The sequence below is a fragment of the Lysinibacillus sp. YS11 genome, from assembly GCF_002896375.1.
Lineage (GTDB): Bacteria > Bacillota > Bacilli > Bacillales_A > Planococcaceae > Lysinibacillus > Lysinibacillus capsici.
Genome location: NZ_CP026007.1, coordinates 4,158,268 through 4,180,275, shown reverse-complemented (window position 1 = coordinate 4,180,275; position 22,008 = coordinate 4,158,268). Strand labels below are relative to the sequence as shown.

At 35.5% G+C, this 22,008-nt stretch carries 22 protein-coding genes; 16 read left to right on the top strand and 6 right to left on the bottom strand.

The genetic code is table 11. The features are described from left to right. The first annotated feature begins 131 nt into the window (after window positions 1-131). The 5 genes from LBYS11_RS20935 to LBYS11_RS20915 all read left to right on the top strand — a co-directional run bounded on the left by LBYS11_RS20935 (window position 132) and on the right by LBYS11_RS20915 (window position 4,190). Window positions 132-1,082, top strand: a complete 951-nt coding sequence (locus LBYS11_RS20935; protein ID WP_048394199.1) for an ABC transporter permease — start codon at window positions 132-134, stop codon at window positions 1,080-1,082. Then, window positions 1,075-2,028: an iron chelate uptake ABC transporter family permease subunit gene (locus LBYS11_RS20930; protein ID WP_004231949.1), complete on the top strand. Its 954-nt coding sequence runs from the start codon at window positions 1,075-1,077 to the stop codon at window positions 2,026-2,028. The genes LBYS11_RS20935 and LBYS11_RS20930 overlap by 8 nt, the downstream gene beginning before the upstream one ends. Continuing rightward, the gene (locus LBYS11_RS20925; protein WP_048394201.1) at window positions 2,025-2,786 is read left to right on the top strand and encodes an iron ABC transporter ATP-binding protein; all 762 of its coding nucleotides are present in this window, start codon (window positions 2,025-2,027) and stop codon (window positions 2,784-2,786) included. Before LBYS11_RS20930 ends, LBYS11_RS20925 begins: the two co-directional genes overlap by 4 nt. A 62-nt stretch (window positions 2,787-2,848) precedes the next feature. Further along, window positions 2,849-3,874 (top strand): siderophore ABC transporter substrate-binding protein, encoded by a 1,026-nt coding sequence (locus LBYS11_RS20920; RefSeq protein ID WP_103118907.1) that lies wholly within the window; start codon window positions 2,849-2,851, stop codon window positions 3,872-3,874. Window position 3,875: 1 nt separating this feature from the next. Then, the gene (locus LBYS11_RS20915; protein ID WP_054549614.1) at window positions 3,876-4,190 is read left to right on the top strand and encodes an antibiotic biosynthesis monooxygenase family protein; all 315 of its coding nucleotides are present in this window, start codon (window positions 3,876-3,878) and stop codon (window positions 4,188-4,190) included. A gap of 649 nt (window positions 4,191-4,839) precedes the next feature. On the opposite strand, the gene LBYS11_RS20905 is transcribed toward LBYS11_RS20915, so the two are convergent. Beyond that, window positions 4,840-5,385, bottom strand: a complete 546-nt coding sequence (locus LBYS11_RS20905; RefSeq protein WP_103118905.1) for a hypothetical protein — start codon at window positions 5,383-5,385, stop codon at window positions 4,840-4,842. A 340-nt stretch (window positions 5,386-5,725) separates the two neighbouring features. Here LBYS11_RS20905 and LBYS11_RS20900 point away from each other — a divergent pair, with 340 nt between their 5' ends. From LBYS11_RS20900 to zupT, 8 genes are all read left to right on the top strand, one after another. Then, window positions 5,726-6,628 (top strand): polyprenyl synthetase family protein, encoded by a 903-nt coding sequence (locus LBYS11_RS20900; RefSeq protein WP_103118904.1) that lies wholly within the window; start codon window positions 5,726-5,728, stop codon window positions 6,626-6,628. A gap of 12 nt (window positions 6,629-6,640) precedes the next feature. Next, window positions 6,641-6,799 carry a competence pheromone ComX gene (gene comX, locus LBYS11_RS20895; protein ID WP_054549612.1) on the top strand — a complete coding sequence of 53 codons (159 nt, stop codon included), beginning with the start codon at window positions 6,641-6,643 and terminating at the stop codon, window positions 6,797-6,799. 17 nt (window positions 6,800-6,816) lie between these two features. Next, window positions 6,817-9,093 (top strand): sensor histidine kinase, encoded by a 2,277-nt coding sequence (locus LBYS11_RS20890; RefSeq protein WP_048394213.1) that lies wholly within the window; start codon window positions 6,817-6,819, stop codon window positions 9,091-9,093. Further along, window positions 9,077-9,688 (top strand): response regulator transcription factor, encoded by a 612-nt coding sequence (locus LBYS11_RS20885; RefSeq protein ID WP_225341057.1) that lies wholly within the window; start codon window positions 9,077-9,079, stop codon window positions 9,686-9,688. Before LBYS11_RS20890 ends, LBYS11_RS20885 begins: the two co-directional genes overlap by 17 nt. Before the next feature lie 422 nt (window positions 9,689-10,110). Then, window positions 10,111-11,010 (top strand): hypothetical protein, encoded by a 900-nt coding sequence (locus tag LBYS11_RS20880; protein WP_054549610.1) that lies wholly within the window; start codon window positions 10,111-10,113, stop codon window positions 11,008-11,010. 39 nt (window positions 11,011-11,049) lie between these two features. Continuing rightward, window positions 11,050-11,181, top strand: coding sequence for a hypothetical protein (locus LBYS11_RS24050; protein WP_255349868.1), 132 nt, complete (start codon window positions 11,050-11,052; stop codon window positions 11,179-11,181). Between the two features lie 85 nt (window positions 11,182-11,266). Beyond that, window positions 11,267-11,875 carry a phosphatase PAP2 family protein gene (locus LBYS11_RS20875; protein WP_048394216.1) on the top strand — a complete coding sequence of 203 codons (609 nt, stop codon included), beginning with the start codon at window positions 11,267-11,269 and terminating at the stop codon, window positions 11,873-11,875. A 157-nt stretch (window positions 11,876-12,032) separates the two neighbouring features. Then, window positions 12,033-12,842, top strand: coding sequence for a zinc transporter ZupT (zupT, locus tag LBYS11_RS20870; protein WP_016992734.1), 810 nt, complete (start codon window positions 12,033-12,035; stop codon window positions 12,840-12,842). Between the two features lie 55 nt (window positions 12,843-12,897). Here zupT and LBYS11_RS20865 read toward each other — a convergent pair whose 3' ends face one another. The 3 genes from LBYS11_RS20865 to thrC form a co-directional block, all read right to left on the bottom strand. After that, window positions 12,898-13,584 (bottom strand): MtnX-like HAD-IB family phosphatase, encoded by a 687-nt coding sequence (locus LBYS11_RS20865; RefSeq protein ID WP_103118903.1) that lies wholly within the window; start codon window positions 13,582-13,584, stop codon window positions 12,898-12,900. A 99-nt stretch (window positions 13,585-13,683) separates the two neighbouring features. Next, window positions 13,684-14,598, bottom strand: coding sequence for a homoserine kinase (gene thrB / locus LBYS11_RS20860; protein ID WP_054549608.1), 915 nt, complete (start codon window positions 14,596-14,598; stop codon window positions 13,684-13,686). Next, the gene (thrC, locus tag LBYS11_RS20855; protein WP_004231969.1) at window positions 14,595-15,647 is read right to left on the bottom strand and encodes a threonine synthase; all 1,053 of its coding nucleotides are present in this window, start codon (window positions 15,645-15,647) and stop codon (window positions 14,595-14,597) included. The genes thrB and thrC overlap by 4 nt, the downstream gene beginning before the upstream one ends. A 204-nt stretch (window positions 15,648-15,851) precedes the next feature. Between thrC and LBYS11_RS20850 the strand changes: the two genes are divergently transcribed. Next, entirely contained in the window at window positions 15,852-17,081 is a 1,230-nt protein-coding gene (locus LBYS11_RS20850; protein ID WP_054549607.1) for an MFS transporter, read from the top strand. Window positions 17,082-17,397: 316 nt separating this feature from the next. Next, a complete protein-coding gene (locus LBYS11_RS20845; RefSeq protein WP_103118902.1) occupies window positions 17,398-18,264 on the top strand; it encodes a MurR/RpiR family transcriptional regulator in 867 nt (288 codons plus the stop codon). Window positions 18,265-18,373: 109 nt separating this feature from the next. Here the strand turns inward: LBYS11_RS20845 and LBYS11_RS20840 are convergent, their stop codons facing one another. Continuing rightward, the gene (locus tag LBYS11_RS20840; RefSeq protein ID WP_048394306.1) at window positions 18,374-19,177 is read right to left on the bottom strand and encodes a GNAT family N-acetyltransferase; all 804 of its coding nucleotides are present in this window, start codon (window positions 19,175-19,177) and stop codon (window positions 18,374-18,376) included. Window positions 19,178-19,629: 452 nt separating this feature from the next. Between LBYS11_RS20840 and LBYS11_RS20835 the strand changes: the two genes are divergently transcribed. Further along, entirely contained in the window at window positions 19,630-20,556 is a 927-nt protein-coding gene (locus tag LBYS11_RS20835) for a manganese-dependent inorganic pyrophosphatase (RefSeq protein ID WP_054549605.1), read from the top strand. A 40-nt stretch (window positions 20,557-20,596) separates the two neighbouring features. Here the strand turns inward: LBYS11_RS20835 and LBYS11_RS20830 are convergent, their stop codons facing one another. Further along, complete coding sequence (locus tag LBYS11_RS20830) at window positions 20,597-21,976, bottom strand: FAD-dependent oxidoreductase (protein ID WP_066038018.1); 1,380 nt, start codon at window positions 21,974-21,976, stop codon at window positions 20,597-20,599. Window positions 21,977-22,008 lie beyond the last annotated feature (32 nt).

Genomic DNA, 22,008 nt, shown 5'->3' with positions numbered 1-22,008 from the left:
AAAACGAGAATAATTCTCATTGCTGGTTGACTGAGAATAAAATCATGCTTATAATGGAAATCGTGAGTAATGATAATCATTTTCACTAATAAGTGAGTTACACACAAAAATGAAATCTACCGGGGATTACTATGAAAATAAGATATCTTTTAACAGCAACTGTTTTGCTGTCTATTGTGTCGCTCTTTATCGGAGTAGTAGATATTAAGCCTAGCGACCTATTAGACTTCCAATCAGAAGAAGCTAGACTATTTTTAATTAGTCGTGTACCTAGACTTGTTGCAATCTTGCTAGCGGGTGCAGGTATGAGTATTGCTGGTTTAATTATGCAAAGCTTAAGTAGGAATAAATTCGTTTCACCAACAACAGCTGGTACATTAGATGCCACACGGTTGGGTGTATTGATTTCCATGATGTTCTTTACGAACGTTACGTATTTCCAAAAAATTTCCTTCGCTTTCATATTTGCTTTAGCCGGCACATTACTATTTATGCAAATATTAAACCGAATTAAGTTTAAAGATGCGATTTTTATACCGCTTATTGGCTTAATGTTTGGGAATATTTTGTCCTCTGTTACAACATTCTTTGCATATAAGGCGAATATTATCCAAAACATTTCTGCATGGTTACAAGGAGATTTCTCATTAATCATGAAAGGCCGTTACGAACTGTTATACGTAAGTGTACCAATACTCATTTTAGCTTACATTTACGCAAATCGTTTTACAGTAGCTGGGATGGGAGAGGATTTTGCAAAAAATCTTGGTCTATCCTATAAATTTGTAGTCAATTTAGGCTTGGTGTTGGTAGCTCTTATCTCCACGACAGTGGTGTTAACAGTCGGTATCATTCCATTTCTTGGTTTGATTATTCCGAACATTATTTCCCTGTTTAAAGGTGATAATTTGGCAAAAACCTTGCCGCACACAGCATTACTTGGTATGTCATTCTTGTTATTCTGTGATATTTTAGGACGAGTACTGATTTTCCCTTATGAAATACCAATAAGTATGACTGTTGGTGTAATTGGAAGTGCCATCTTCCTATTCATGTTGTTTAGGGGGAGAGCATATGCGTAATCGTACAAAAATGTTCATTTTACTAGGTCTCGCTGTTATAGCAGTTGTCCTATATTTATTTTGGGAACTCAATGGTAATTATCACTATGCTTTTCCACGCCGTGTCATAAAGGTTGTGGCAATGGCATTAACGGGTATAGCGATCGCCTATTCAACAGTAGTTTTCCAAACAATTACACATAATCGAATTTTAACCCCAAGTGTCATGGGTTTAGATGCCTTGTATATGTTAATTCAAACATGCATCTACTTCTTCTTTGGCTCTACATCCATATTAGTTATTAATATCTACTATAATTTTACGCTTGCAATTGGGGCGATGATTCTATTCGCTTTAATTTTTTACCGAGTATTGTTTAAAGAAGGAAAGCGACCGATTTATTTTTTACTGCTTGTTGGGATGATTGTTGGTACGTTCTTAGGAAGTATTACAACGTTCTTCCAAGTATTAATAGATCCGAATGAGTTTTTAGGCTTACAAAGTAAAATGTTTGCAAGTTTCAATAATGTTAATTCAGATTTAGTTTGGCTAGCAGGCGTTATCATTTTAATAACGTTTATCTACGGTGCTCGTCACATGAATCAATTAGACGTCATGTCTCTAGGACGAGACACAGCTATAAATTTAGGTGTACCTTACGATAAGCTGGTACAACGTATGTTAATTTTAGCTTCAATTTTGATTGCTGTTTCAACAGCGCTTGTTGGTCCGATCACGTTCTTTGGTTTAATCGTTGCAAATTTATCATATCAGTATTTCAGAACATACAAGCATTCCATCTTAATTACTGGCTCCTGTGTAATGAGTGTTGTAGCTTTAGTCGGTGGACAGTGGATGGTTGAACGTTTATTTAGTTTCACTACTACACTTAGTGTCATTATTAATTTTGTGGGTGGGGTTTACTTCATCTACTTATTATTAAGAGAAAGTAGGTCAGCAGGATGATACAAGTCAAAGAAATTACAAAGTTTTTTGGTAAAAAACCTGTCGTTCAAGATGTAAGTGTTGATATTGTCTCAGGAAAAATCACATCGTTTATTGGACCGAATGGTGCAGGGAAGTCCACGCTACTTTCTATGGTGAGTCGTTTACTGAATGCAGATACTGGTGAAGTACTACTCGATAAGGCAGATGTACGTAGCTGGAAATCAGATGATTTCGCTAAACGTGTATCGATTTTAAAGCAATCAAACTTTATGAATGTTCGTCTAACGATTCGTGAGCTTGTATCTTTTGGCCGTTTCCCTTACTCAAAAGGACACTTAAAACCTGAAGACGAAGAAAAAGTGGATGAAGCTATTCGCTATATGAATTTAGAAGATATGCAACATAATTATTTAGATGAGCTTTCAGGTGGTCAACGTCAGCGTGCATTTATCGCAATGGTTATTGCCCAAGATACTGAATATATCTTACTGGACGAACCATTAAATAATTTAGATATGAAGCATTCTGTCCAGATTATGAAGATTTTACGTAAGTTGGTTGATGAGTTAGGCAAAACAGTGGTTATCGTTTTACACGATATTAATTTTGCTTCTGTTTACTCTGACCATATTGTTGCATTAAAAGATGGCCGTGTTGTTAAAAATGGCCCTACAAATGACATTATTAACTCACATGCATTGAAGGAAATTTATGATATGGATATTCCTGTTCAAGAGCAGGATGGCTGTCGAATTTGTGTTTATTTTAATTCGTAAAAATAGTTCCAGATGATGAACATCTAACTATCAAATCATTTAATTAAAGGAGAAATTTCACAATGAAAAAATGGAAATTACTTACGGTATTAATGGCAATGATGCTATTAGTATTAGCTGCTTGCGGTTCGAAAGATGAAGCAAAAGAAGATGATAAAGGTAATTCAACTGACAAACCAGCTGAGGAACAAAATGAAGAATCATCAGTATATCCACTAACAATCCCAGGTAGCACAGTTGAAGGTCGTGACGGTAGTACAACATTTGAAGAAGTAACACTAGATAAAATGCCAGAAAAAGTTGTCGTTTTTGATAATGGTTTCTTAGATACATTAGATGCTTTAGGCGTTAATCCTACAGCAGTGGTACAAGACTCATTACCAGCATATTTGAGCAAGTTTAAAGATAGTACTTATGTAAACGCAGGTACATTATTCGAGCCTGATTATGAAAAATTATCTGAAATTAACCCAGATATCATTTTCATCTCTGGTCGTGCTTCAGCAGCTTATGCTGAATTATCTAAAATTGCTCCTACAGTATACATTGGTGTAGATAATACTAACTTCTTAGAGTCATTCAAAGCTAATACAGAATTAGCTGGTAAAATTTTTGGTAAAGAAAAAGAAGCGGCAGATGCAATTGCTGCATATGAAGCAAAAGTAGAAGAAGTAAAAGCTAAGGCTACTGCAACAGAAGAAAAAGCGTTAATCGTTTTAGGTAGTGAAGGTTCATTATCAGTATTCGGTCCTGGTTCACGTTTCGGTGTGATTCATGATGTATATGGTGTAAAAGCTGTAGCTGAAGCTAGTGGCTTCAAAATCGAATCACATGGTGATAATGCAAGCTTTGAATTTGTACGTGAGAAAAACCCAGATATCTTATTCGTCATTGACCGTGACGCTGTTGTAAATGAAAACGGTGAATCAGGTACAAAAGCTGCAATTGAAAACGAAATCGTAAGTGCAACAAACGCTGTGAAAAATGGTAAAGTATTCTACCTAGATCCAGAAATTTGGTACCTTTCAGGTGGCGGTTTACAATCAGAAACACAAAAAGCTGAAGATGTATTAAAGGCGTTCAACTAATATGTTTGTACAAATTAAACGTATTGTTGTGACAGAAGGGAATTCGGATAAGGTTGTGGAACGTTTTGGTGCTAAGCCAAACGGTCCCTCATTACTTGAACAACAACCTGGCTTCATTGATAAGCAGGTACTTGTAAAGAAAGTTCGCCGCGGTGATGAAGAAGTACTAGTGATGGTTCGTTGGGAATCAGAAGAAGCATGGAAAAATTGGGAGAAGAGTCCTGAGCATATTGCAGGCCATAAGGCAAGTGCAGGTAAACCGAAGCCTGATCATATCATTGAAAGCGGACAAGAAGTTTATTATGTAAAAGGTTAATCTAAAGGTGTCTCAAGGGATTGAGACACCTTTTCTTGTTGTTGAAAAAAGAATGTCACTAGCAGAAAAAGCCTTTTTAGCAAGGTGAGGGGTTGATTTCCGATCCGCCAGCGTCCTTTCCAGGGGGCGTCCGATGAGCCGCTTCACTCACTTGCGCTCGCTCCAGGGTCTCCTCAGTGACGCTAAATCTCCTAGGAGTGACGCTGGCTCCACTCCAATCAACCATTCTGCAAAGTGTCTTTACTTTTTTCATAGTAGCATAACAATCAAATAGCCCATTATCTGTATTCTTAGAGGGGATAAGCTCTTATTTTCAATGTGGAGAAGTGATGCGTGACAACACCTCTTCATAAAGAGTAATGAACACCTTCACTTTATTTGAAAACCTTTGCTAAAAAGCGGTTTATAGTGGTGGGCTACTGGACTACCATAGAATAGCAAGACAGGCAAAACTTTAAACGGAGCAGTAGCGGAGGAAGCGATTCGGTGCTCTCCTACAGGAAAGCAAGTAGCCTGCAACGGAAATGCATTTTCATCTTTTATAAAAATGCTATTGATCGCTTTGTTTATCAACACTATGTAAAGATGTCGTTTTATTACTCAAAAAGCAGGTCACAATCAGTGTGACCTGCTTAGCTAGGTGTATAGGTTAATGTGTAATAGATGGTTTTCTCCATTTACTAAATGTAGAATCCATATTAAAGGAAATGGTGTTCTCATTAATGGACAAGCCTGAGATGCTGGTATTACAGAGCTCATCCAAACTATCAGAATGATTGTTATTATTAGATGCATTAGCCGCTATTACTAGCCCTCTTGCATTAATAATTGTGTCATGTGGCGTTACATACACTATAGGGGAATCTATATTTAATCCAAAAGTGAAAGGATTGACTAATGACATAGTAGAAATACTTTCGTTTGATATTCTAATAATGCCATATTGCTCAATATAATAATCTCTTTTTTGTTGAAATGTATCCTCAAATCCAGGAATATCACTAATATATTTTGAATAGGGTGAAATATTTTTATATGCAGCCAGTGTATCTTGATAGGCTTTTACTTCAGATTGAATAATAATTTGTTCAATTCGTCGTTGATCATTGCTAGGCTGTTTAATTGTAATTTCTTCAGCTGAGACAGAGATATTACATGAAAAAGTAGCCGTAAGTATGAAAACAGTTTCATTCAATTTTAAGTCACTCCCAGTACAAAAAGATTTCATGTTCATCAATCTATCCTGACTTTATAAATATATTTTATTGCTAATCTAAGCGTAACATCTGTTAGAGCGCCATTTCAATGGTAAGTTTACGCCACTTTAATGGCGGTACTTGGTTCTCTACCGCCATTTTTTTAGTAATAATTAGCAAAAATCTGGCGTGATTTGCATGAATAACGCCATTTTTTGGCGGTCTCTCACTTTATAAAGGAATTAATGGTATTTAATGTATTATAAAACGCTGTGACTAGTATTAATTCCCACTAATCTATATAATATCTAGTAATACAACAGATAGGAGAGAGGACTATTGAAGGATTTAGATGTACACATCAATGAATCATTAGACATCCTTATAGAAAATGAACTATTACTTGGACCAGAGCTAAAATTAATGCTAAAAAGCTTTAAAGAAGAAAAAACAACAGTAGGTTTTTCCTTTGGTAAAATGTGTTTTTGGCATTATGAAGCATTTTCAAGTAGTATAAATCCAGATATCTACAAGGTAGCTGCTGCAATTGAACTTTTAATACTGTCTTTTGATATTATTGATGATCTGCAGGATAAAGATTCAGACTATAGTTGGAACAAAACACCAGAATTATCATTAAATGTTGCTTTAGCTATGCTGGTCATGGCATCTAAAACAATAGATGAAACCTCTTTTGAACATAAAAGAGCGGCTATAAAGCTAGTTGATAAATACGCATTAAAAAGTATAAATGGACAGCAATTAGACTTATTAAATAGTTGTCGCGATGAAGATTCCTATGTAAAAATGATTACCTTGAAATCCGGCTCATTAACAGCGATGGGTTGCTTGGTTGGCGAAGTACTTGCAAAAGGAGAAATATCTCAAGAAGTAGAGGAATATGGGAAATACATAGGGATCATCCAACAAATTAAAAATGATATTCAAAGCTTAAAGGAGTGGGGTCCTAAAAATGATCTGCTAAATAAAAGGTATTCTCTTCCTATTATTTATCTATTATCACAGAAAAATGATGTTTCAAAATCTGTTTCTAGCTATTATAATAATGATATAGTTACAGATTTGGATAATAATGCAACAGAAGACGCGTTGACAAATGGTGGGGCGATACGTTATGCCATTACCATAAAAAACGTCTATAAATTTAAAGCATTGAATTACCTGGAAAATGTAGCTATAAATCAGGTAGGTAGAGAATACCTACAAAAACTATTGAAATGAGGAGAGATAAGAATGATTAATGTAATCCAATATTTAGAGCAAAATCCAAGCCTAGTTGCACTATTAAAAGATCAAAAAGCCTCATTAGTTGGAGTTTCATCTGTAGAGCAAACAGCAATTTTAGAAGCGTTTAACGGTGAAATGAATACAGAAAGTGATATTTGGAACTAAGAAAGTTGCGAAGTAAGTTGTTTTGGCCCGCTATAATTCTCTATTTAATTATTGGTTTTTATTTAAATTATGTGAATTATAGCGAGCCTTATATACAGATTGGGGTAGAAGAAGAGAATGACAAATGGGTCATTTCTCAACTTTATTATAAAGACTGGGCAGAGGGTCAAAATATTTCTGTTGGTGATGCAATTTTAACTGTAGATCATGAACCCATCAATGAATTAAATCAACTGAGATATAAATCTAAAATTTTATCTGCTAATGAAATAACAATACTGAAGCCCGATGGAGATCTAATCAATATACATATTAAGCATTTGGATATCCCTCAACAATTTATCTATGTATTAATCATTCCAGCTTGTTATTATTTATTAACATTATTTATAGCGTTTTATTTACATTTCAAACAAAGGAATACAAAATTAGCTGACTTACTAATTCTTTTTATGTTAACGGTTTCTTTGGCCTATGTAAGTAGTGGTGTCTCTGGTAGAATGGATACGATTGGCATTATCGTAAATCGAAGTAGTATGCTGTTATGTTTAGTTATACTGTTACATTTTTTGAGAAATTATTATTCATTTGTGAAAACAAATTGGGTGTTTACAAATAATATCAAGCTCTTTTATATACTTCCTTTCATAGCTTTTGTATTAGGATGTATGGGTACTATTTATCCTGCTTCAAATGATATTCTTTCCAATGTTATATTGGCTATTTTCTTTATTCTCCTAGTGATCATCCTTAGTATTTTATTAATAAGCTATTTTAAGTACAGCTCACCTCAGTTGAAGATTTTATTAAATAGTATATTAATTCCGTTTCTACCATTTCTTTTTTTATATGCACTCCCTAAAATTTTTTTTCATACGTATATACTTTCATCTGAGATAAGCTCATTATTTTTATTGCTTATACCCTTTAGCTTTATTTTTACGCAATTAGCAGAGAGATTATTTGATATTGAGTACCATATTACAAGATTACGTTATTATGTTATATTCTCTTTAATCTTTACTGTATGGTTTACAGTGGGACTATATTTTATTGCAGGGCGTTATTTAACCATGACGGTTATGTCAGGGGTATCTTTCTTTACATTTTCTTCATTAGTCATACTTTTTTACGTAAAAGAGAAGGTCGATTATCGCAAGCGGAAAATATTATTTTCCACAAAGGGTGACTATATTCATCAGCTATATACAGCCGTAGATAAAATTGGGAAAACAATTAAAATTGACGAACTTTTAGAAAAATTTGCTTATGAGGTTTCCATGCATCTGGAGTTAGAGGATGTTTTTGTCTTAACATATAACTATGACAAAAATGAATTCATACCAATAGCTGGTGAAAGTATTACGATAGATCCTGACATAATGGAAGATATCAGATTAGGTGAAATACGCAAAATTGACAAAGTTTATATAGCATTCCTCCATCAGGATGCACATTTTAAAAGAGCTTTAGTGCTAGGGCATAATAATACGATTCATTTAAAAGATGAGGAGCTTTTATGGCTTGAACTGCTCTTATTATATGTAAATAATTTTATTGAAAATACCAAGATGGTGGAAGAACTGCTAGAGGAACTAAAGCATATGAAGCAAGCTGATGATGGTCAGTTACCATGGCTGAATAAGCTATTATGGCTAAGATTTGAAGAAGAAAAATACCAGTTAGCTCAAGAGTTACATGACACCAATTTACAGGAGCAACTTCATATAGCCCGCGAGGTGGATGTCCTAGTAAATGCAAAAAATACAACGGATATTCAAGAAAAGCTTGCGAAAATTCATAAACAAATGGTTGCATCCTTACATGAATTACGTACTTATTGTGAAAACCTAAAACCACCGTTATTAGATACATTAGGTTTAAATGCAGCTTTGGAAAAATTGATTCGGAAAGTTCAAGAAAGAGCTAACTTCGTGCTTATTTACACCATTGACCGTCTTTATTTAGAGGATGAGCGTATGAATTTAATGATTTATCGTTTATTCCAAGAGTTACTTAATAATGCGTTGAAGCATTCTTATGCAGCATCAGTTGAAATTCATTTAAAAGAAATGAACGATGGTTTCGAAATCATTTATAAAGATGATGGTGTAGGCTGTAATGTAGAGGACATTATAGTAGCCGAATCAATGGGCATTCAAGGCATGCAGGAGCGTGTAAAAGCGTTTAACGGACAATTTACTATTGACTCGAATATCAATGAAGGGATGTTTATAAGAATCATGGTGAAAGAAGGGAGTGAAACACTTGATTACGATGCTCATAGTGGATGATCACCCTATAGTGTTAGAGGGAACTAAAAATTTATTTCAAGAGAATGAAGATATTATCATCGATACGGAAAGTGATGCAACTTGTGTCATTCAAAGGATAAAGAATAAACCGTACGATATCTATCTAATAGATATCAATATGCCATTAGAAAATGGAATTAACCTAGCCCGTAATATCAAGGCTATTCAGTCAAATGCTTCAGTTATTCTTTACACAGGTGATGATATTACAGATTATTATCCACTCATTTTAGAAAGAAAAATAGAAGGCATTTTAGCTAAAACAGCTTCGAAAGAGCAAATATTAAGAACAGTAAGGGCAATTGCAAACGGTGAAATTGTTTTACCTAAAAATTTCTTAGATTTTCTGGATGATAAATTTAAACTGCAAGGTGCTAAAGATATTCACTTAAATGAAAAGGAAAAGAAAATTCTAAGACTCATTGCAGAGGGCCATACAAATAAAGCTATCGCTATTGAATTAAATATTCCTCAACGTACAACGGAAAGATATTTAACTCAACTCTTTTCTTTGTTAAATGTAGATTCACGAACAGAAGCTGTAAATCTTGCAGAGAGAATGAATTTACTCTAAACTATTTCTATGTTATACTGTTGGTATATTTTTCAATTAATAGGGGGCATTATGGGAATTAAATATCCTATATATTTCCTTAGTAAAATAAAACCATATCCCTATACTAAATTACCTATAAAATATGATAGACACCGCCAAAAAAGTGGCGGTGTTTTTTTATAACCGCCAAATCACGCCAAAAATCTGTCTGAATCACGCCAGAAAATTGGCGTAAACCCGAAGTTGAAATAACGGTATAACTACTGGTACGCTTAAATTAACAGTGGTTAAGTAGATTTGCTTTAGTGAGTAATATATAAATCATTTTATTAAATAAGCAGCCTGACTATCTATGAATAAAGTAGCGTTAGTAGATTGTAGAATGTTACTAGCTAGTCAATATACTTCACCATAAAACTTTATAAAGGTAGGCGTGTATTGTGAAAGTAGAACTTGAAAATTTGTTTTCCATAGATGAAACTAGTCAAGATCAAGTTATTAACGTTTATAATCGTCATGGTATTGCTATTGGTGCGCCTGAATTGAGAAAAAGAAACTTAAAAACTAAATTTAATCCTATTTTTACATTAAATGAAGATGTAACATACGAGCAGGTAACAGCTTTATATGAGTCATTAGAGCGTGAATTTGGAATCGTTTCAATCGGAGAACGTTTTTATTTTGAATTTTCAGATTTAGAGTATGAACGAGCACCATTATTTACTTTAAATTCAACAGGTAATTCACCAGAAATGTTCTTAGAAGATAAGGGGACACTATTTTCTTTGAGTACACATTGTAAGTGTTGTGGGCTCATGGATAAAGAGCAGTTATCACCAATAGTTATCGATACTACGCAGATGAAAGATCGTCATTTAGTGCATGTAAATGGTTATTGGGTAGCTTCTGAGGAACTAGTATCATTAATGAAAAGAGAAAAACTAGAAGGCTATGAGCTTTTAGAGGTGATCCATCAAGGTCCGGAAGAAGGCAAACAGCCAGCTTTTCAAATTATTCCTATACAAATGCTTCCTGAGTGTAGTAAGGACAGGGTTAAATTATACTTTGCAACTGAGCAACCTCCGTGCAGTTGTGGTTTAAATGGTGTCATTAATGGTCCTGATATTTATCATCATGAAGATTTGGAAAACTTAAAAGGGGATGTTTTCTACTCAGCCGAGTGTAGTCATGATGGAAGATATCTATATAGAAAGACTTTGTTTAGTAAAAGATTTAGAGAAACTATTATAAAATATGGTATTTCACGTGAGGTTAGAGGAGAAAAGGATGCAAACTTTGGTCCAAAAGATTGGCTTTTTGATCCAGTGCTAATTAAGTAGTCAAATGTGGACTAGTAAAAGAATAAGGGAGTGTTTAGGATGTTTAGAAGAATACTACCTATAGTAGCCATTTTATTCATTGTTGCATTGGCCGTTTCCAATTACTTTAACAAACCAGAAGAAGAATCAGTCACTATTTATCAAGAGGTCAATGGTGTATACCTTTCTTAAAATGAAGGCCTATATTTCATTCAGAAAAGATTTATTTGTGTTATGATGTGAAGGACATAGCATGAATGTTTTTTGAGGTGAAAAAATGAAAAAATGGGCATATCCATTAGCAGTTTTAACGTTAATTGTCTTTATTGTATTAAGAGCCACTTATCAAAGCCAGCTGATGAATACATTTGATGCAAAGATGGCAGAGCTTTTTTTTGGTAATCGATTTATTGAGATTTTTCATTATATAGGTGAGCCTAAATTTGTTGTTGCTGTTGCAGTAGTTTTAATGGTGTATTTAGCTTGGAAGGAAAAAAATTATCGAGGTATGCTATTTGTTGTCCTAACTTTTGCGGCAGGCAATGTTCTGAACCAATTACTAAAAAAATGGGAGCAGCGTCCACGACCTGAAATTGAGGATCAACTGACATCCTTTAGTTTTCCATCTGGACATTCGATGACTGGTATACTTTATTTATTTACACTTGCTTATATCTTAGCGGAGAATAGTAGTAAAGGACGTAAAATCCTTCTGTGGCTTGGGGCAACAATTTTAATGGTGCTTATTGGTTTATCACGTATTGCAGGAGCTCGACATTTTGCTACAGATGTACTTGCTGGTTGGAGCATCGGCTATACTTGGTTTATCATCTGTGTCATTTGGTACGAACGTCGTAAACGTTTATTTCAATCTAATCATAAATAAAAAGACAGGCAGTATCTATTTCTATGATAGATACTGCTTTTTTACATTTTACCGAGACATTGTAAAGAATGATATTTGCCTCATAAAAAAGAATTGCGTATAGGAAACTTCTACGTTAAGATGAGTACAATAAGAAAAAGAGCAAAGGAAGAAGGGTATGGACGGAAATGTTTTACTGGCATTAGGATTAACTCTGTTTGCTGGACTTGCAACAGGTGTAGGTAGTTTAATAGCGTTTTTTACATCAAGAACAAATACAAAATTTTTATCATTAGCATTGGGGTTTTCAGCAGGGGTGATGATTTATGTATCCCTTGTAGAAATATTTGTGAAAGCTAAAGATGCTTTAACCAATGCATTAGGTACAACTAATGGCTATTGGATGACAATCCTTGGATTTTTCGGTGGGATGTTGTTTATTGCCTTAATTGATAAATTCATTCCGAAGGCAACTAATCCTCATGAAGTAAAGCTGGTAGAGGATGTTAATGCCATCAAACCACAGGTTAATGAAGAACATTTGATGAAGATGGGCGTTTTTACAGCCCTGGCGATTGGTATTCATAATTTTCCTGAGGGGATCGCTACATTTATGTCAGCTATTAATGATCCGAATGTAGGAATTGCTATTGCCATTGCAGTTGCTATTCATAATATTCCAGAAGGCATTGCTGTATCTGTTCCTATTTTCTTTGCAACAGGTAATCGAAGGAAAGCCTTTAAATTATCCTTTTTATCAGGATTGGCAGAACCTGTAGGTGCATTAGTAGCTTTTTTGCTCCTTATGCCCTTTTTAACAGATGTCATGTTTGGAATCGTTTTCGCTGGGGTTGCAGGGATAATGGTCTTTATTTCACTAGATGAATTGCTACCAGCTGCACAAAGATATGATGAAACACATTTGTCGATGTATGGTCTAGTAGGGGGAATGGCAGTCATGGCCATTAGCTTAGTATTATTAGCATAAGTAAGTAGGAAAAGGGAGACATCTTTGTAAAAGTGGCTCCTTTTTCTTTTTTCTATTAGCGTGTAACAACAGCTTCTTTTGACTCCACTAGCTCTTGTACTATTTTTAGACAATCATGAAATGTGGTAAAAGGTCTATATGGAACATGAAGCTCTTCACAGCGTTGGATAAGATGATCTCTAGCTAAAACAATATCTGCTAGTTTAGCTGCCTCAAAATCTGATAGAGAATCACCAATTACAATTTTATAATGATCCTCCTTGGCAACCTTCCGCATCACGCTTGGTTTACAGCAGCCGCATCCTTGTGTGTTGTATTTAGCGCATTCCTCATCGCAGCTATTTGGGTAGATCAATTCTATTTGTTTACCAGAGAAATCTGCTCTATTACAGTAAATGCCTGAAAAGGGGCCAAATTTTTCAACTAAAGGCTCGATGAAAAAATCAACTCCGCCACTTACAATATAAAATGGAATATCGTTGTTTTGAGCAAAGCGGGCAAAATCACCAAATCCCTCACGTATGACTGCCGACTCCATCAGGTATTGAATGACTTCATCTTTTTGATGAGTAGAAAGTAGATGAAACATTGCTGATAGCCCATCTTTAAATGAAATGGTTTGTTCCATCATCGCTTGAGCAATTTTCTCAGATTCTTCTGGTACAAATTCAGTCATAAGTGAAAAGATGTTATCTGTTTCTGTTATCGTGCCATCGAAATCACAGAATATAATGGGTTTCAAAATAATTCCTCCTTAGGAAAGCGCGTATAAAAAGTTTAATTCTATACTTCTATAATATTAGTTTTATCCAATCTTGCTTTCAAGAAAAAACGCCTACTATTAAAGTAGACGTTTCACACATTCATTGACTTGTACACCATGTTCATCAGCATTTGTTAAAATAATTTGATGCTCTGGGAATTGCTTTTTCATTAATTCAACGAAGTCAGAGGCAATAGCAGAAGGAATAATAGAAATCATTGTTGGTCCAGCGCCACTTAGAGCAGTACCATATGCACCGTTCGATTTTGCAGCCATACGAATTTCTTCATAAGCAGGAATTAGCTTTGCACGAAACGGTTCATGGAATAAATCTTCCTCCATATAACGCCCAGCACGTTCAAAATCTCGCGCCATTAAAGAAGCGGCTAACATATTTGCATTTGCTGAGGCATGAACAGCATAGGAACGGTTAAATTGCTCTGGTAAAACAGAACGGGATTCGCTTGTTTTTAATTCAACATCTGGTACATATACCACAAAGGAGGCATCGATATCATTGATGTGGAATGTATCGACTATGCCATTGTCATCCATCGAAGAAATCGTTAATCCTCCTAAAACTGAAGCAGTTGCGTTATCTGGATGTCCTTCAATTTGTGAAGATAGATTGAGTTTATCTTGAATTGTTAATTCCAGCTCGCAGACTTGGTTAGCAAGCTCAATACCTGCAACAATAACTGCTGCACTGCTGCCAAGTCCACGTGCCAATGGAAGTTCACTAGCCATCTCTACACGACAAGCCGGTAGCTGTTGACCATATAGATCTGCAGTTTTTTTAGCAATGACGTATAGTAAGTGTTCTTCAAGCTCAAACTCTTTAGGACCATTATCATCAAGATGAATAATTTCCCATTGTTCTTGCAACGTAACAGAAAGCTGTAAGTAAAGAGACAAGCCAAGTCCTATTGAATCAAAGCCTGGACCTAAGTTGGCTGTGCTTCCAGGAACTGAGATTTGCCACATTTTACTCATAGTACACCCTCAATATATGCACGAATTTCTTCTTCATCGTTTTTAAGGGATACGACCTCTACAGTGGATACATTCATGGCTGTATCAGGATCTTTCAGGCCATTCCCTGTAAAGATTGTTACAACTTTGGCGCCTTGAGGGATTTTTCCATTTGCAACAGATTTCATAACACCAGCTAAAGAAGCAGCAGAGCCAGGCTCAACAAAAATGCCTTCTGTACTTGCGATTAATTTGTAGGCTGCTACAATTTCTTCATCTGTAACAGAATCAATGATACCACCAGATTCATCTCGAGCAGCTTCTGCCAATGTCCAGCTCGCAGGATTTCCAATACGAATGGCAGTTGCTACAGTCTCAGGATTAGCAATTGGCTCACCTTTAACGATTGCTGCAGCACCTTCAGCTTCAAAGCCATACATTTTTGGTAGACCACAATTTTTTGCAGCGTGATATTCTTTAAACCCTTTCCAATATGCAGTAATATTACCTGCGTTCCCAACTGGAATACACAAATAATCAGGGGCTGAACCTAAGGCATCTACGATTTCAAACGAAGCTGTTTTTTGACCTTCGATACGGTATGGGTTTACAGAGTTAACAAGTGCAACTGGTGTCGTTTCACTTACTTGGCGAACGATATTGAGTGCATCATCAAAGTTTCCGTCAATTTCAATGATCTTTGCCCCGTACATTGTTGCCTGTGCTAGCTTTCCAAGAGCAACTTTACCTTTTGGAATAACAACGATTGATTGGATGCCTGCACGAGTTGCATAGGCAGCCGCAGCAGCGGAAGTGTTTCCTGTAGAAGCGCAAATAACGCATTGACTTCCATCCTCGATAGCTTTTGCAACAGCAAATACCATTCCTCGGTCTTTAAATGAGCCAGTTGGATTTGCACCCTCAATTTTTCCGTAAAGCTCAATGCCTAGTTTCTTAGATAAATTCACTAAATGTATTAGAGGCGTATTGCCTTCGTTTAAAGTTAAGGCAGGTGTATTTTCAGTTACGGGTAAAAATTGTTTATATTCTTCAATAAGGCCTTTCCACATAACGTAACGATCTCCTTTTGTTCTTATAGAAAGAACAGTTGTTTTTGTATAAAAGACATTTTAACGCAAATAGCACTATTATTTCAATACCATTTCATTAATTGTCGAAACAATTCGGTAATTTGAATAGTACTTGTCACTTTCTTGAAACAACTGTATAGTAATCTTGTAATGTAAAGTCATGTGTAAAGACAGGTGGTTAGAATGACAATAAATACAGTAGTAACAAAGAAACCTCAGCAATCCATTTCCAGAAATAAGTTATTGGGTGTAGCGGGGGTTGGGTGGCTCTTCGATGCAATGGACGTTGGTATATTATCCTTTGTCATTGCAGCATTGGCCGCTGAGTGGGGACTATCACCAAGTCAATCTGGTTGGATTGGTAGTATAAATTCTATCGGGATGGCTGTAGGAGCTCTCTTTTTTGGTGTGTTTGCTGATAAAGTAGGTCGCAAGCAAATATTTATGTGGACACTTGTCCTTTTTTCTATTGCAAGTGGTTTATCCGCTTTTACAACAACATTAACTGCATTTTTAATTTTACGCTTTTTAGTAGGGATGGGGCTAGGAGGAGAATTGCCTGTAGCTTCAACACTTGTATCTGAAAGTGTGGCTGCCAAAGAAAGAGGTCGTGTGGTTGTATTACTTGAAAGCTTTTGGGCAGCAGGTTGGTTAATAGCGGCACTTATTTCGTATTTTGTTATTCCCACATGGGGATGGCGAGTAGCCCTTATACTAACAGCACTTCCAGCGTTTTATGCTATTTATCTTCGTTGGCATTTGCCAGATTCACCTCAATTTACGGTGAAGGAAGAAGCGAAAAAACGGAGCATTGGTCAAAATATGAAAGAGGTTTGGTCAAAAAAGTATGCTCGTTCTACATTTATGCTGTGGCTATTATGGTTTACGGTTGTATTTTCGTATTATGGCATGTTTTTATGGTTGCCAAGTGTGATGGTAGGGAAGGGCTTTGACATGATTACAAGCTTTAAATATGTTTTGATCATGACTTTAGCTCAATTACCAGGTTACTTTACAGCCGCTTGGTTTATAGAAAAGTTTGGGCGTAAGTTTGTCCTTGTTTCCTATCTAATTGGTACAGCAGCGAGTGCTTATATTTTTGGAAATGCAGATACTTTAGCCGTATTGTTAACTTCAGGGATGTTTTTATCTTTCTTTAACTTGGGGGCTTGGGGAGCATTATATGCTTATACACCCGAACAATACCCATCGGTTATACGTGGAACAGGTGCTGGTATGGCAGCAGCGGTTGGACGGATTGGTGGTATTTTTGGGCCGTTGCTCGTTGGGTTTTTATTAACGGCAGGCTATGATATAGGTTTTATCTTTGCCATTTTCTGTGGAGCGATTATTATCGGTGTTGTAGGGGTCATCTTCCTTGGTAAGGAAACGAAGCAGCTTGAATTAGAATAGTATGAAATAGAATGTCCTGGATCACAGAATTGATCTAGGACATTTTTGTCTGATTTCGCTTAAATAATACATAAAAATGAGTTTTTATTAATTTTTATTCGATTTTACTGACTTATTTGTTAAAATGACAAATCAATATAAAATGGTTAAAGAGTAAATCAAATTGTTTTATTAGCAGGTTAATGCGATGAAGATTTTTCAGAAAAGTCATTGTATTCAAATTGTAATCGTGATACTGTATTTTTAATCGAATTTTGAGTCAGTAGGAAACAATCTCCCGTTCGTGATAAGGTCATTGAAAGAAAGGTTGTTAGGAATGAGTATTCATGAAGATATAAAGAAAAGGTTTGTAAGGCTGTCAAAGGGCCAGCGTAAAGTAGCACAATTTGTAATGGATAATCCCACAACAGTGATTGCTAATGGAGCAGCAGAGGTTGGCAGATTGGCTAATGTAAGTGAATCAACCGTGATTCGATTTTGTTATGCTATGGATTTGTCAGGGTATGTAGAACTACAAGAGCAAGTTAGAGGCTTTATTATGTCTCAAGATGTAGGTGCAAATCTACAGCCTACATATACTGCTAAGAAGCTGACTAATTCTAGCTTTGGTAAGGTGATGCAACGAGATAGCCAAAATATTCAAGAAACAATTCATTTGATTAACGATCAGCAGATCCAAAAATGCTCAAAATGGATGCATGAAGCAGACAATATATATATTCTAGGTACTCGTCACAATGCATCTGTTGCAAATTGGCTATCTAATACATTGAAAACACTTCGTGCTAATATTAAGCAGCTTCGTTTAGACTCAGATGATTTAGTGAATCAAATAAACAGTATGGGCGAACATACGACTTTAATTGTACTATCTTTTGATAAACAGATTGTGGATATTAAAACGATTGTTGAAATTGCAAAGGTAAAGAAAGTGAAAATTATTGCCATTACAGGTTCTGCATTTTCGCCTATTCGAGAATATGCCAGTGCATTATTTACCCTCGGTACCAAGAATCATTCTTCTCTAGACATTGCCCCAGTCTTGATTTCATTTTTGCATGCGTTGATAGAGGAAATGATAAGCCAGGATAAAGACCACTATGATAAATATCAGCAATTGTATGAGCAAGTAGAAAGTAATGTATTATTCTTAGATGCTATTAGAGAAAAGCAGGTATTTTAATGTAACTACGTATAGATAGTTGTTGAAACACACTATCTATGCGTATTTTTTTGAAATTTTCTATATAAAAAGATGTCCAAATAGTATTTAGACATCTAGGAAAAGTGAATTATAGAATTTTACTCAAGCTATATTCATTAATATAAGTATCATTTAATTTAATGGCATTTTTTCGAATGCCCTCCTGATGAAATCCTAGCTTTGTAAAGAGGTGTAAAGCTACATTGTTATGCTCCATAACAGATAACTCTAAACGGGAAATATCATGTTGTTTAGACCAACTTTCAACAGCTTTCATCAGTGCGGAGCCAATACCTTTTTGTTGATACTCTTCTTTCACAGCTAAACGAATAGAGGCAACATGTCTAGCTTTAGATTGTTTATATCCATGAATAACCGCATAACCCGCAAAAATTCCGTTTAGTACACAAAGTAGTATAGTACGGTTTTTTAATTGCTTCCAATAGGTTAAATTTTTACGAAGTTGTTGGACAGTGAGATCTAGCTCGTTTTGAACATTATACATGAAGTCAGTTTCTTGAAAAATCTCCTCTTGTAAATGAATGAATGATCTAGCATCAGATGCTTCAATTCCTCGTATTATGTATGCAGATGAATTCTCCTCACTATTAGAAGTGTTGTTTTCGGTAGACTTCATTTGCGTACGTGAGAAAGATACACTAGAACCTAGTTTAACATCAATGACATAATAGCCTGCATTTGTCCATGATAAATAATGTGAGAGAGGGGGCTTAGTTTTTTTCCACCAGCTTTTATTTAAGTAGGCAGCGTTCGGTAATGCTTGTCCCATAATGTTTTCTAATTCACCAAAGGATAAAGTAATTTCTTGTTGTAAAGCTACATCAAAATAGTTAGCTAAAGGAATGTACTTTTTTTCTATCTTCTTCGTCATCGTAATCCCCATTTCCTGAATATCCAAAAATATAGACTACCTGATGATAGCATAAAATTATGATGACTTAAATATGAAAACCCAACTAAATATCTATATAAACTAATTATTTTATAAAAAAGAGGCATTTTTACTATTGAATGTTAAAAATAGGTTGGTAAAAATAGAGAATTTTATAGAAGTAATTAGACCTATTAAAAGTATACATAGCAGCTTAAGCTAGTTATAATATAGATATCTTATTTGAAAAGTATGTATTTAGAGCGCTATCATTATATTTGCATAATACAGGTTAACCGCAATTAAGCCTGTATGTTATTTCGAGAGTGAAGGTCAATGGCAAATACGCTGAGGCGAAATTGTTCCAAAGTTTCACTTTATCACTTGTCAGGCTATAAGGTATGATAAAATAAAATATAAATGTAAGTGCCATTTTAGGAGGAATTAATTCAATGAGTAAAGTATTAGTTTTTGGACATAAAAACCCAGATACAGACACAATCACGTCTGCAATTGTATATGCCTATTTAAAACAACAAATTGGTGAAGAAGCTGAGGCTGTACGTCTTGGAGATGTTAATAATGAAACTCAATTTGCATTAGATAAATTTGGCTTTGAAGCGCCTCGTTTAATCTCTTCTGTAGTTGGTGAAGCGGACAAAGTTATTCTAGTAGACCACAATGAATTCCAACAATCGGCTGACGGTATTGAGGAAGTGCAAATTGCAGAGGTAATTGATCACCACCGCATCGCCAACTTCCAAACAGCTGATCCACTATATTATCGTGCAGAACCAGTAGGCTGTACGGCTACTATTCTTAAGAAAATTTTTAGCGAAAACGGTTTAGACATACCTGCGAACATTGCTGGTTTAATGTTATCTGCAATTGTTTCAGATACATTATTATTCAAATCACCGACTTGCACAGAGCAAGATGTAAAAGCTGGTGAAGAGCTAGCAAAAATTGCTGGTGTGGAAATTGCAGAGTATGGCTTAGCAATGCTAAAAGCAGGTGCTGATTTATCTGATAAATCATTAGAAGATTTATTATCATTAGATGCAAAAGAGTTCCAATTTGGTGAGTACAAATCTGTTGTAGCTCAAGTTAATGCAGTTGATGTTAATGATGTTCTTAATCGTCAAGAGGAGTTAGAAATCCTACTCAATAAAAATGTTGCAGAAAATGGCTTAGATCTATTCTTCTTCGTTGTGACTGACATTTTAAATAATGATTCAACAGCTGTTGCAATAGGGCAAGTAGCAGAAGCAGCAGCAAAAGGATTCGGTGCTGATCTTATCAATAACCGTGTTGTATTACCAGGTGTTGTTTCTCGTAAGAAACAAATTGTACCAGTATTAACAGAAGCTCTAAAATAAAAAATACAAAAGAGGTTGTCTATTTAGACAGCCTCTTTTTTTAATCAAGTTTTAATGGCTGTACAGCAGGGCCTTCAAGCACCTCACCCTTAGCGTTAAAACGAGAACCATGGCAAGGACAATCCCATGTTTCATCAGCTTCATTCCATTTTGTTTTGCAGCCTAAATGAGTACAGGTTGGAGCAGTGGCATTCCTCATATACCCAGCTATATATTCCTTGGCAACAAAGCCTCCTACTTTCAGCATTTGCATGAATTGGGCACCGAATTTAGTACGTGATGGTGAATAAAGAGCGATAGCACCTTCTTCAATCTTTGAGCCAGTTAAAAGAGACGATAAGATATCACCTGCGACAAAGGAATTGGAGATTCCCCATTTTCGATAGCCAGTGGCAATCAATACGTTAGGTAAGGAGTTTGTAATTCTCCCAACATAAGGGACAATATCAGGTGTTTCTATATCCTGGGCTGACCATCGATAAAGTGGCTGTTGTTCAAAATGCTCCTTCATTTCATTGGAAATGGCCTCATAATATGGCTCAGTATGAACGGTCTCGCCAGCGATATGATTCGCCCCTCCTAAGACTAAATAATTTTCCTGATTGATCGTGGCAGTCCGTATCGAACGGGAAGGAAAATCAACTGATAAATATTGACCTTGCATAGTCTCAGAGGTTTTACTTGCAACCATATAGGAGCGACTATTGGATAATTTAAAAAGTTTAAGCCCTTTAAATGCTTCAATGGGATAATGTGAACATAAAATAAGTTTATTATATTGAACCGACATATTTTTTTCGGTATATAAGTTATTCTGTGGTATGTTTAATTGCTGAACACGGGTATTTGCATAAAGTTTTGCGCCCATCTTCTGCGCCTCTTTCGCAAGAAAATTACTTACTTCAACAGGATTTATTTGTGCTTGTTGTGTCATACATAAAGCTTTTGTAATAGGGAATGGGAGCTCTGTGTCAGAGGTAAGGTTAGACTTAATGTTTAAAACCTTATAGGCATTCCATTCTTTTAATAATTGTGCATAGCCTTCTTTTGTTTGACAGTATAACAGTGAATCCACCGAACGAACCCTGTCTGGTGGGAGTATCTGTCTAGCTTTATCAATGGCTTGTTGATTCAGTTGATAATAAAGCTGTGCCTCTTCTAAAGATAATTTTTCTAAAAGATTTGCATAGACAATGCTATGTTGGGCTGTTAATTTTCCTGTTGAATGCCCTGTCGTACCGTGACCAAAATGGGTATTTGCTTCGAGAAGAACTACATCCACACCTGCTTTTGCTAAAGTATAGGCAGTATATAAACCAGTTAAGCCACCACCGATTATACATACATCGCATGTTGTTGAGGAAGTAAGAGAAGATAAAGAGACAGACTCAGTTGTAGCAAGCCAAAGAGATTGTGTCATATAGAAACCTCACATTGTTTTTGTGTTCAGTA